The 11,754-nt window shown below is 38.0% G+C and carries 13 protein-coding genes and 1 pseudogene; 7 read left to right on the top strand and 7 right to left on the bottom strand.

Features of this window, described 5'->3' with window-relative positions; all coding sequences use genetic code 11:
* Positions 1-36: 36 nt before the first annotated feature.
* Positions 37-186: a hypothetical protein gene (locus tag REG_RS13025; RefSeq protein WP_176603395.1), complete on the bottom strand. Its 150-nt coding sequence runs from the start codon at positions 184-186 to the stop codon at positions 37-39.
* A gap of 273 nt (positions 187-459) precedes the next feature.
* Here REG_RS13025 and REG_RS02655 point away from each other — a divergent pair, with 273 nt between their 5' ends.
* On the top strand, positions 460-1,002 hold the full coding sequence (locus REG_RS02655; RefSeq protein WP_006704361.1) for a DUF721 domain-containing protein: 543 nt from the start codon (positions 460-462) through the stop codon (positions 1,000-1,002).
* Positions 1,003-1,341: 339 nt separating this feature from the next.
* Here REG_RS02655 and lpxC read toward each other — a convergent pair whose 3' ends face one another.
* The 3 genes from lpxC to REG_RS14010 form a co-directional block, all read right to left on the bottom strand.
* Positions 1,342-2,262, bottom strand: coding sequence for a UDP-3-O-acyl-N-acetylglucosamine deacetylase (lpxC, locus tag REG_RS02650; RefSeq protein ID WP_006704360.1), 921 nt, complete (start codon positions 2,260-2,262; stop codon positions 1,342-1,344).
* A 240-nt stretch (positions 2,263-2,502) separates the two neighbouring features.
* Complete coding sequence (locus REG_RS11045; RefSeq protein ID WP_006704359.1) at positions 2,503-2,766, bottom strand: hypothetical protein; 264 nt, start codon at positions 2,764-2,766, stop codon at positions 2,503-2,505.
* A 130-nt stretch (positions 2,767-2,896) separates the two neighbouring features.
* Complete coding sequence (locus REG_RS14010; RefSeq protein ID WP_260200157.1) at positions 2,897-3,019, bottom strand: hypothetical protein; 123 nt, start codon at positions 3,017-3,019, stop codon at positions 2,897-2,899.
* Positions 3,020-3,495: 476 nt separating this feature from the next.
* Between REG_RS14010 and REG_RS11815 the strand changes: the two genes are divergently transcribed.
* From REG_RS11815 to traM, 4 genes are all read left to right on the top strand, one after another.
* Positions 3,496-4,319, top strand: a protein-coding gene (locus REG_RS11815; RefSeq protein WP_260200023.1) for an IS5-like element ISRein1 family transposase whose coding sequence is annotated in 2 segments (ribosomal slippage) — positions 3,496-3,883 and positions 3,883-4,319 — 825 coding nt in all. Because the reading frame shifts where the segments join, the coding sequence is not laid out codon by codon here.
* Between the two features lie 295 nt (positions 4,320-4,614).
* Positions 4,615-5,301 (top strand): helix-turn-helix transcriptional regulator, encoded by a 687-nt coding sequence (locus REG_RS02635; RefSeq protein ID WP_006704358.1) that lies wholly within the window; start codon positions 4,615-4,617, stop codon positions 5,299-5,301.
* 884 nt (positions 5,302-6,185) lie between these two features.
* Positions 6,186-6,467: a hypothetical protein gene (locus tag REG_RS02630; RefSeq protein ID WP_039906965.1), complete on the top strand. Its 282-nt coding sequence runs from the start codon at positions 6,186-6,188 to the stop codon at positions 6,465-6,467.
* Positions 6,468-6,985: 518 nt separating this feature from the next.
* Positions 6,986-7,372, top strand: a complete 387-nt coding sequence (gene traM / locus REG_RS02625) for a conjugal transfer relaxosome DNA-binding protein TraM (protein ID WP_006704356.1) — start codon at positions 6,986-6,988, stop codon at positions 7,370-7,372.
* A 163-nt stretch (positions 7,373-7,535) separates the two neighbouring features.
* Here the strand turns inward: traM and REG_RS13020 are convergent, their stop codons facing one another.
* Positions 7,536-7,679 carry a hypothetical protein gene (locus REG_RS13020; protein ID WP_176603394.1) on the bottom strand — a complete coding sequence of 48 codons (144 nt, stop codon included), beginning with the start codon at positions 7,677-7,679 and terminating at the stop codon, positions 7,536-7,538.
* 169 nt (positions 7,680-7,848) lie between these two features.
* Between REG_RS13020 and REG_RS02620 the strand changes: the two genes are divergently transcribed.
* The gene (locus REG_RS02620; RefSeq protein ID WP_006704355.1) at positions 7,849-8,202 is read left to right on the top strand and encodes an IS630 transposase-related protein; all 354 of its coding nucleotides are present in this window, start codon (positions 7,849-7,851) and stop codon (positions 8,200-8,202) included.
* A 14-nt stretch (positions 8,203-8,216) separates the two neighbouring features.
* Positions 8,217-8,648, top strand: a complete 432-nt coding sequence (locus REG_RS02615) for a transposase (protein ID WP_006704354.1) — start codon at positions 8,217-8,219, stop codon at positions 8,646-8,648.
* 36 nt (positions 8,649-8,684) lie between these two features.
* Here REG_RS02615 and REG_RS02610 read toward each other — a convergent pair.
* Positions 8,685-10,142, bottom strand: a pseudogene (locus REG_RS02610) (type-1 secretion protein); the annotation flags it as partial.
* A gap of 7 nt (positions 10,143-10,149) precedes the next feature.
* Positions 10,150-11,724 carry an Ig-like domain-containing protein gene (locus tag REG_RS02605; protein WP_039906964.1) on the bottom strand — a complete coding sequence of 525 codons (1,575 nt, stop codon included), beginning with the start codon at positions 11,722-11,724 and terminating at the stop codon, positions 10,150-10,152.
* Positions 11,725-11,754: the final 30 nt, after the last annotated feature.

Here is an 11,754-nt window from a genome sequence, read left to right as displayed (position 1 = left end):
CTAAATGGGCAATCAAAAGTTATATACCCTTCGCCTCTAAAGCCGCCGCGTTGTTGGCTGTGGGGGTTCGCCCGAATTATGTCTATACCCTTGGTCTTTGAAGCCGCCGTGTTGTTGGCAGCGATCACTCATTTCAGTCATGTACCGATTCGATTGATTGCCGCCTTGCCGTAACTCGAAATTCATTGGGTATACGCTCATCGGTCTCACGCCCTGGCCGCTTAACGGTAACGTGAAGGACAGTGGGTATATTTAATGTGGAAAAAATCTCCCAAGCATTTTTATGAAAGCTACTGTGTTGCTTGGCACTTGGCACTTGGCACTTGGCACTTGGCACTTGGCACTTGGCACTTGTGCTTGCTGATACGCTGCCAAAAAAGCGAAAAAAATAGCCTCTGTTAAATTGTTGCCAATAACTTAAAATATTCATCACATTTAAAAAACGCAGGAGTCTTATCAATGCGAAGAAGCTGTCCTCAATTATTAAATATTTTGCTCGATGATGCTATGACAGCAAGGAAAGAATTATCGTATAATTTTCAACATGAAAATTCAGGATCCTATTTTCTTCACATAGATAACGTGCAACAACATGCGATTGCATTGCTAAAACTCAACCAACAAGTGAAAGAATTACTTCCATCACAATTACAACCTTGGTGCCGTATTGCTAATTATCGACGAAATATTCTAGTGCTAGAAATAGCTAATGCTAACTGGATGATGGCATTACGCTATGAGCAATCTAATCTGCTCTCCGCACTTCGAAAGAAAATTCTACCATCATTGGCATCAATCGACATTAGAATTAATCCGGGGTTAATGGCTCGAGGTGATGAGATTGTGAGAGAGTCCGCAAAATTTGCAGCAAGTACGGAAAAATCGGTGCCATTACGTCGATTAAGTATTAAAAGCGCTGAAGAATTAAAAAGATTGGCAAAATGTTGCCCAAAAAAACTACGATCGGCTCTTGAACGCTTGGCTGCACTAGCAAAAAATTGACATGTTACTTGATAGTGATCACGCATGATTTTTTACTATACCCTTCGCCTTTCAAGTTACGGCGGCGTTGGCTACTCGCACTCATCCCAGTCATGTACTACCTGTACACTCCCGGGATTCGATTGATTGCCGCCCTGCCGTAACTCGAAATTCATTGGGTATATACAATAAACTCTCTTTTGGGCGCTTATTTTAAATCTCTTTTCTGTTAGTGAAGATTTTGTCAAAAAAGCGCCAAAACATTCAATTGTGTTATGTGGAATACATTCTTTTATTTTTTATTATCGCGTTAACTCTGTTACAGAAGCTTTCGAAAGGCTCTCTGAATCAACGGCTATTTTAGCAAGCCAATAGTGTTGATGGCATTTCAAATGCTAATGGCAATTCAGCCTTATCTTGAAAGGTGACGTACTCGTAAGCTTGTTGTTTGGCTAATACAGCCTGTAATAGTTTATTGTTTAATGCGTGGCCAGATTTAAACGCGGTAAAAGCACCGATGATATTGTGACCACACATAAATAGGTCGCCAATAGCATCCAGCATTTTGTGTCTTACAAATTCATCACCAAAGCGTAAACCGTCCTCATTGAGGACACGGTAATCATCTACCACGATGGCACAATCGAAGCTTCCGCCGAGGCATAAACCGCGGGACTGGAGATGCTCTATATTACGCATAAATCCAAAAGTACGGGCTCTGCTGATCTGTTGTACAAAAGAGTCTGCCGAAAAATCTAGCGTATAGCTTTGTGTGCTAGCGTCGATAGCCGGATGATTAAAATCAATGGTGAAATCTAGGTGGAAACCATTAAAGGGGGATAGTTCTGCCCATTTATCGCCTTCTTCTACACGCACAGTTTCTTTTAAACGCAAGAATTTTTTTGCTGTATTTAGTTCTTTGATACCTGAGTCTAATAGTAAAAACACAAAAGGACTGGCACTGCCATCCATGATAGGCACTTCGGGAGCATCAACTTCGATGATAATGTTATCAATCCCTAAACCTGCTAAGGCGGCGTTAAGATGTTCAACAGTAGAAATGCGTACGTTGTGTTCGTTAACTAAACAAGTACAGAGTAAAGTATCACGCACAGACCTTGCGTCTGCTTGAAAATCGACTGCTGGAGTTAAATCAGTACGACGATAAATAATACCCGTATTAGCCGCTGCGGGCCTCATCGTCAAAGTCACTTTTTTTCCCGTATGCAAACCAACACCGGTGGTCTGAACAATACGTTTTAATGTCCTTTGTTTTATCATCGTTTCATCCTGCAGTATTATTTGTTTAACCGATTTAAGATACAGAAAAACCTACAATAGAGTCTAACACAAATAATAGGGATGCCAAATTCGGTCATGATTGCAAAACGTTATTAATGATATTTTCGATAATTAAGTAGCGTTGCTTTTTATTGCTAATATTAAAAAAGTAGCGCTCACTCATTATCATAGATAAGCATCTCAATTAATGTGGATATCTTAAACAGAGACAAGATTACTTCACAAGTTGGGGGGTAATGGCCTCAATTTTCCCATTCTTCTTCCTTGTGGAGTGTATTCCGATGTTTGGTACTGCGCAGGAGAAGGAAGGATTTGTTGTTCATCGCTATTTTTTTTAGTGCATGTTTCTATCAGAAACAACCTTCCCCATTGGAATTGACATATTTGTTCGTTTTTCTGATAAGCAAGTGTAGAACAGGAAAATAATAAAATGGGAAATAAATAAGAAGGATGATTCTTTAAAAAAATATTTATTTTTTTCATATTGCTCACCTTGATTTTCCTATCATCTATATAAACAGGGTTACCATTAAAGCACGTTGGTTAGTAAATCACCACTATAGCCAAATCAGTTTAATTTGATTTAAGTGTTGTCGTCGCTTGCTGACTATTGCTACTGTCTGTGCTCCTTTGCCTTGAATCTAATTAAACTGATTCGGCTATACCCTTCGCCTTTGAAGTTACGGCAGCGTTGGCTGCGGGTGATTGCTGAATCACCTAGTATGTCTACGCTCATCGATCTCACACCCAGCCGCTAAGAGTCTGTTCGAAATTTCTTATGCTCGCTGATACTTCGTCAAAAACACGCTCAAGAAGATTTCGAATAGTCTCTAAGACCTTAGCACCATTGCCGTCTGGCTTTTTTGTGGTTTTCACCCTAGAGCGAGACTAAGACTAGCAAAGTTCCGCTGTGTGAACATTTTTTCTTTAAAAATATATAACTAATGAAATAAATAATAAACAAAATAATATAAATTAACATGTTTATTTCTATCTCTAATCTGTATTATTAACAAGGTCTAATTTTCACATGTTGCCATTATGTTTTCGGGCGGGGCGAATAACCATGGATTGGTCTATACACAAGAATACTGTGTTATGTCTTTTGTGGGGCGGATGGGCTATTGGTCTGGTAGGTTATACATTAGACCTCTTCGGAAACTAGCATTCATATAAGAATTTTGGTAAAACACTCCTGAACAAGGAGCCGCCATGAAATATGAAGTAATAAAAGTACTGGAAGAGGAAAAATTTCGTCGCTTAACGGGTGTTAAACGCAGTACATTTGAAAAGATGATAAAGATATTGAATGAAGCAGATAAGAGTAAGCAAGGGAAAGGAGGTCGGAAACCCAAGCGGGGTTTAGAAGAGCGCTTATTAATGGCACTGGAGTATATACGAGAATATCGCACTTATTTTCATGTCAGCCAAAGCTATGGCGTGAGTGAGAGCACATGCTATGAAACGATTAAATGGATAGAGAATACGCTAATAAAGCATCCTGATTTTGCCCTACCTGGACGCAAAGCTGTATTAAAAAGGGATAGGGAGTATGAGCTGGTTCTTATTGATGCCACAGAAACGCCGATTGAACGTCCCCAAAAAAACAAAAGCCGTTTTACTCAGGAAAAAAGAAACGACACACCTTAAAAACACAAGTGCTCGTTGATAAAAAAAGTAAAGCAGTCATCTGTACAAGCTTTACGAATGGGAGGCGCCATGATTTTAGGTTGTTTAAGGAGTCTGGTGTGCGAATACATCCTGACATCAAAACAGTTACCGATACAGGTTACCAAGGGCTTGGCAAGATTCATTCAAACTCGGCGTTGCCTAAGAAAAAGACAAAGAAAAATCCCTTAACAAAAGAAGATAAACGCAACAATCGTGCGTTATCAAGCCAGCGTGTATTAAACGAACATGTCATTGGTATGATTAAAAGATTTAAAATTGTATCAGACCGTTATCGAAACAGGCGAAAACGTTTTGGATTAAGATTTAATCTGATTGCTGCAATTTATAATATGGAAATTAGATAAATGATAGTTTCCGAAGAGGTCTAATGTTATTTTTCCGCAAAATTAAATGTGTTCCTAATATGGCTTTATTGAAACTTATACGGTGAATTTTAATTAAAAAACAATAAATATACTATATTAGTTGTTATTGCAATAATATATTTTTTAATAATTAAAATAGAGCGGAGATAAAATAGAATTAAATTTTAGTAAAGCTAAGTAAAAATTACCCTATATAAAATATCTACAAGAGGTAATTTATATAGGTAGAGTTATTCTATACTTTATATAAGTCTAATGAACGGAGGTAACTATCATGGTCACTACTGATTTGTCTGGCGGGGTGTCTAACGTGTTAACCGTGGCGTTAGATAAATTTCCAGAACCGTACGGCATCAAAGATCTTGAATCTCGGATTGTTTATGCTAATCCAGCGCTGATTGCTTTGTTTGGCGTGAAATCTGTCTCTGATGTTGTAGGTAAATTTGATCATGAGATTAAATCAAAATTAGTGCAATTTGATAATGCGGCTGAAGAATTTCAGAAGCAAGATAAGCAGGTTATTGATACTAAATGTAGTTTGGTTACATTAGAAATTCACCCTAAGGCGATTGATCATCCGTTCATTGTTAGGAAAGTTCCTTTGTTGAATAACGAAGGGGAGTGTATTGGTATTATTGGTCATAATAGAGATCTCGAAATTTGTACTCTCAATGACTATGTAAGAGGGTCGATGCCAGGTTCATTGCTGTTGAATCGGCCTGATGATACTTTTTCAGAGCGTGAATGCGAAATAATATTTTTCAGATTACAAGGGCTAAAAAGTAGAGTTATAGGAAATATAATGTACCTTTCCTGCCGAACGATAGAGAATAGCTTGCAAAGGATGTACAACAAAGCGGGAGTTAATCACATTGATGATTTTAGAGCTTTTTGCGAAGAGAAAAATTATCATCGTTACCTTCCACGTAGATTTATAAATAGAGTATGTTGTAAATTTTAGAAAAATAAAATCATTAAATAAATATTTTTTAATAAATATCAAAAAATAAATATCCCACATTAATATTTTGTTGTATATTTAATTATAGTGATTATATTTAAAATAAAACGAAACTATATCTCTGTGAAAGATTTAAACTGTGCACTGAAAAATATTTTTTACAGCTTTTGTAGCTTAAAATCGTCTTTTATATATTACGCTTTTTAAGCGCTAAATAGATAGCGAAAAAAATTAGATCATTTTTATAGAATAATAGAAAATTATTTGCAAGTGATATACGAAAAATCGGAGGTTAATTCATTACGGGAGTTTAAAAAATCCTGTCATAAAATCGGATTTTATCGCTATATCCCACAAAAGTTTATTCTGCTTGGAATATAGTTTATTGAAAACAGGAGAGCATCATTATGAGTAACCGACAAAGTAGAGCGAGAAACCGAGAATTAAGATATAAAATATTAGATCAAAAGAAAAATGAAAAGAAAAAATTATTTTATAAATTAACAAATTGGCTAAAGAAAAAAAGAAAGCCAGAAAACTGTTATTTTCTCAGTATAAAATAAAATGCCTTTCCTAGAGGTAGAATAAATTATTTACTGTTCGCGATGAATAGAGAAAAGGGAAAAAAATAAATAAGCACTCAGTTTTATTAAATGAAGACACTTTTATTATTTATTAGCGTTTAACGCAGGGCTTTGTATTGCCTGTATTTAGAAAAAATGCCCCTTCCAATAGAGAAAAAAAGTTGGCACAGATTGGATAGCTGGGCTTGGGGTGAGGACAGGATGTTCACCCTGAATCCACTCACGTGGGCGTAGGACTGATTTTTCTTAGCAAAGCAGGCAGGCGCAATCAATTTGTTTGGATACAAGGGAGGAACCCTCATGAAAACGACCTTGACTCTGGAAAAAAGGGGCTTATGCGCCATGAGTCTTCGTGATTTAGAGCACAAATTAGTATGCTATTTTAATACGTTGCCTTTGCATCAGTATGCCGGTATTGATCATGCTTTTTGTGAGGAAGCGCTTGAGGTGCTATTGAATCTGTTGGATCAGGTTGAAGCAACCTTGCCTGAGCCTCTCATGATTGAAAATGCAGGCTGTCAATTTAGTCAGCCACAAAATAATGATGACATAGCCTGTTTCCGTAGTACTTTGTTTTGCTAACCCCTTTCTCTTCTTTGATAAGGGTCATGGGTAAATAGAAAACCAATAGACCCCTGATAATTTCAAATTAAAAACAAGCTAAATTGATTGTTATTTTTCCGCGCCTTGGTATCCGCTATGCCGTGCCACAGCTATTAAAAGAAACGTCACGAAATTAACTGGACTTAATTCCAATGAAATTCTATTTTTCTTTAAAATTTCAACCCGTGTTATACATAAAATTCAGTCTTAAACGGTATTATAAGCACTCCTTTCTTTAGCTATAAGATATCCACACACCTCGCAAGATTCTATTTTGCGTGATTATATTTTATTTTCAACATGTTAAATTTGAAATTTTTATGCATTTTTGTTTTTCACTTTAAAATAGACTCTATGTATGTTTTTTATTGTACAACAATGAGTTATATAGATTACTATTTTGGATAGATTCTATAATAGATTCTGATTTTTCTGGCATTTTAGTTCTATGGAGTCTACAATAGAATCTATTTTTTAGCTTTTAACAGAGATTAACCATGCCAAAAATTCAGGTTTTTGTTAGTAAGGCTATTTTAGAAAATATAAACACTATTGTTATTGATAAACGTAACGATGGAGCAAAAGAACATGAAGCTAATACATCTAATACAGCATCCATGCTAATTGAGTTGGGTTTAAAGGTCTATGAATTGCAGCAGAAAAAAACAGACAGTAATTTTAATCAAACAGAATTTAACAAGGTCATATTGGAGAACGTGGTAAAAACCAGTTTTATTTGTCAGAAATTATTAGGTATTAATTCATTTATGTCTGAAATACAAGATAATGAAAAATTAGATTACAAATTGATGGCTTATGCAGTCCGTAATGATACAGCAGAAGTGATAAATGAATTCTTCCCAAAAAATGAAGAAAACACTTAATATTAGTCTTGTTGGGGTTATTAGGCGTCAACCCAATCCCATTAAGTAAGCAATTGAGGCAGGTGGCTCATTGGATTGTTATTTTGATCAAATAAGCCACCTGACGATCATTTCGATGTTTTTTCTGGGGATTGGGCTTACCGCTCTTCCCCTTTGTGGCTTTTTATGTAGAGCTTGTTGTCGCTTCGCTCGCACGTGGCGGATTATCCGATATCTGCGTATCCCCTTCTATAACTTTAGCTGTGGTGTCTATTATTTGTACAGCGCCAAAAACTCGCGCATTACCGCGCACTGTCGTATTACTCATTACTCGTGCATTACCGTATATTTTAGCATTCTCATATATATCTATTCGATCATATCCTCGCGACTTTGTGCGACCCACACACGCGCTACCGTACACTCGTGCATTATGGCTTAGGTGTTATAAATTGACGTACAATATCGAAATGATTTATTGACCTATAAATACCAAAATGACTTATCCCTTAAAATTTCGTCAACATGTATTGGCTTTCAAAAAGAAAGAAGCCCTCACTTATGCTGAAACCGCCGACCGTTTTGGTGTAGGAAGTGCCAGTTTGATGCGATGGGCGAAACGCCTGGAGCCTTGTTTGACGCGTAATAAACCCGCTACCAAAATAAACAGAGCGGCGTTGATTCTGGATGTGGAAACCTACCCTGACGCGTCTCAGCACGAGCGGGCGCCACGGATGGGTGTGAGTGCCAGGGGTATCTGTGATGCCTTAAAGCGGGCGGGTTTTAGCTATAAAAAAAACATTTTATCCCCCCAAAGCCGACGTCCAAGCTCGAAAAGATTTTCAGACTAAGCTCCAGGGCTAACGTGGATGAAAGCGGTTTTGCTCATGATATGCCGCGTCTTTATGGTTATTCAGTGAAAGGGAAGCGCTGTTACGGCCAACACGATTGCCATGCCAAAGCACGTACTAATGTCATTGGTGCACAGCTTAACGGAAAATTAACTACGGTTTGTACCTTCGACTGCCATATCAACAGCGATATTTTTTATGCCTGGGTCACCCAAGATTTACTGCCAAAATCCCCTCCAGGGGCAGTCCTTGTGATGGATAATGTGCGCTTCCATAAACGCCAAGACATCCAGACTGCTATACAGAAAGCTGGCTTTATTCTCGAATATCTCCCCACGTATTCTCCTGACATGAATCCCATTGAGCACAAATGGGCTCAAGCTAAAGCCCTTCGCAGAAAGCGACTATGTGATATCGATACCTTGTTTTCTGACCCTTTTTTCTGACCCTTTATTTTAAATCAATTTATACCGCATAAGCCATAGATTACTGATCACCACCGGTGACTGCGGATTATATTGATAACTGACCCCCATCAGCGCAATGTGCCCCGTGCAGCTGGCGATCGACTGTAGAGTTGGTTGACTTTCTTTTTTCTCGTCTTCAAAAAAGGCGATTAAATCTTTGGCGGTTTTTTCGGCGGAGAGTAAAGAGACGACCGTTGCAGAGAAATTAGAGATAATGCCCGATATTCTACCGGAGACAATGACCGAAGAAACAATCGCCCCGGTGGTGACACTGCCATTAATCACCATAAAAAAAGCGATCACCATGATGCTGATATGAGAAACCGAAGATAAGCTTGCTAATAGCGATTGATAAAAGAGCGTAAATTTGCGAATTTTTAAATTAAGATAAGATTGTTCATTAGAGCTGTTAACCCAATCTAATAATAAATTTTTATTATTTAATGTGTGGATCATTTTAATCGAGTAAAAAATTTCAGTCATAAATACGTTTCTGTTTTTTTGCCCTTCTTTTTGTTTGTTCATTAATGAATAGGTGTAGTGATAATTAATCAAGGCCATGGCAAGAGAAAAGAAAAACATAAAAATAGGGATCACCACCACCCATCCCAGGTTGACATAAATCACCACAATAAAGATAAAAAATAATGGAATATCGGCTAGCCGTTGAAAGATGGTATTCAGTAATGCCGGTTTTATTTTTTGAAATTCATTCCACAACACGAAGGCGGAAGACATAGAACGGCCGTTTTTTTTCTTATTATAGATAACCGCCTCTAAAAATGAGATATCAATATCCACATCGTCTTTTATTGAGGTGATCGATTGATAAATATCTTTTGATGATCGCAAAATAAATTCAAAAATAATAAATAAGGCAGCGATAAAGACAATACCAAACAGTGATGAGGTCGAGGCGCTGGGCACCAATTTATCGTAATAAAGATTACTAAATATCGGGATAGTTAACGCAAACAGCGCCATGAAAAATGAAGAGAAAAAATATTTGGTATAAAAAATTTTGTTGGCCGATAAGGCTTGCTTTAAAATATTGGCGACGCGAATGCCATCCACCACTTTTTGCAACGGTTGTAATCTAAAAGCCGACAGCAGCGCGAGACTTTCCGCGGACATCTCAACTTCGCAAAAATGTCCCTCGGCAGTAATCAATTTAAGTTTATTGCCTCCCCCTACACACACCATCCAGTGCATTTCTGCGGTTAATAGTATTATCGGCAGCGCTTCATTGAGTAAATCTTCTGAGCTATGAAAATGGACTTCTTGCAGCACCAAACCCAATGATAAAAAGAAATTTTTCATTTTTATCGTATCGTTGAGGTTATTTCTATCGTATTGCTTAAAGAGTGAATCAATCTCATTTTTATTGATATCAATGTTAATGTTGATGCTTTTGGCTACAAAGGAAAGCGCCTCATCTGCTGAGAGATAATAGGATTCGTGTTTTGTTTCCATTTCATGTTCACCGCTCATAGTCATTATCATCAATAGGCTGAATCATGCTATCTACAAAAAAATTATCGACGGTGGCATCAGCATGCTGTCCGCTCGGCGGGGCAGTGTTCGTATCTGGTAGTAGGGTTTTACTTTCATCCAGGGTATTCACAATGTCACTGGATGAACTATCGATGTTGAAGTTTTTTTCTTCGAGTGAAAAACCGCCTTGGTGATCAAAAAATTTCACCGCCAAGGTATAAGAGCCTTCCTCTAAAGATATTGGCAAAGTATAGCTGATAGATTGTTCGTTGAGCTTTTCAGTCTCTACCTCCAGTTCATCTCCATCTAAGAACAGTTTCATCGCTGTGGAGTCTTCCGGCGGCGTTATCATAAAAATGGGTCGTGGTGAGTTGGTATGTTGATCATCAAAAGAATTTTCTAGCTGAATCGAATTATTATCCGTTGCCGAAATGCTCTCCTCTGTAAGGTTACTTTCTTTTGTATCCTCCGCTTCTGTGACAGCGCTTGTTTCCTCTTCTTGCGTATCGGAAAGTTCAGGATTTTTGGTAGCAATAGGCGTTAACGGATCAGCTGTATCGCCTTTTCCCTCTACCTTTTCTATTTCTTTTACGTCTGTTTCAGTTTCTTCGCCTTCTGTATTTTTTGCACCTTTTACCCCTTTTTTGTTTTCTTCGTTTTCTGTATCTTCTTCAATTTTTACGCCTTCTGCATTGTCTTCACCTTCTTCATTTTCTTCTTCTTCTGCACTGTTTTCATTGCCCTCACCTTCTCCTATAATTTTTCCATCCTCTCCACCTTCTTTACCTTCATCACCTCCTACCTTTTCTTTATCGCCTTCACCATTTTCTTCAGGCAGTACAACGGGAGGGGTGATTTTCTGTGTCAATTTTTCGCTGAAATTGCACATTTTGTCTTTAACCACAACGGTAAAGTATCCGTCAGTGGGATAGCCTATCATTGTGCCCCATTCTCCATTCTCTCCTACAACCAGGGTACGGAGTGGATTGCCATGTTGATCTGCGATAATCACCGTCGCACCCACTTCTGCGCGTCCGTCAACGCCGATTTTTTCACCACCCGGAAAAATAATGGGCTCATTTACATGAGGCACTTCTGGCGGCTGACTATCGATCAAAATGGTTTTGTCAATTTTTTGTTCATTGCCCGCTAAATCTTTAATGATAAATTGTAGCTTTGAGAGATCCTCAGGCAGATCGCTCAGCGTAATCTGCCAATTTTTGTCTTCCTGTATCTTCTGCGAGATCCATTCCTGACCACCAAGCATAATAGACACAGTGGCGCCGACATCCCCTGTTCCTTTAAAGGTCACTTCTCTTTTGTTGCTCCACAACTCACTACTCTTTTCTGATAAATTATCTTCCATCGTCACGGTGAATTCATTTATTTGGGTTTTAACCCAAAAAGAAGTTTTGGTCTCCTCGCTGGCATTGTTAGCTGCATCGTGCGATTTGATCGACACTTTCATCTCACCCTCTCCGGATAGAAGAGCCTTTTTAATAAATATTTTCCACTCGCCGTTATTGCCCAGGGCGGGATTCCACTTTGTATTTTTTGTCATCAATAAGATCAATATTTAAGCATTTCGCAG

Origin of the sequence: Candidatus Regiella insecticola LSR1, from assembly GCF_000143625.1 — a bacterium.
GTDB lineage: Bacteria > Pseudomonadota > Gammaproteobacteria > Enterobacterales > Enterobacteriaceae > Regiella > Regiella insecticola.
Note: the sequence above shows the minus strand (reverse complement) of the source record. Positions and strands in the feature narration are given on the sequence as shown.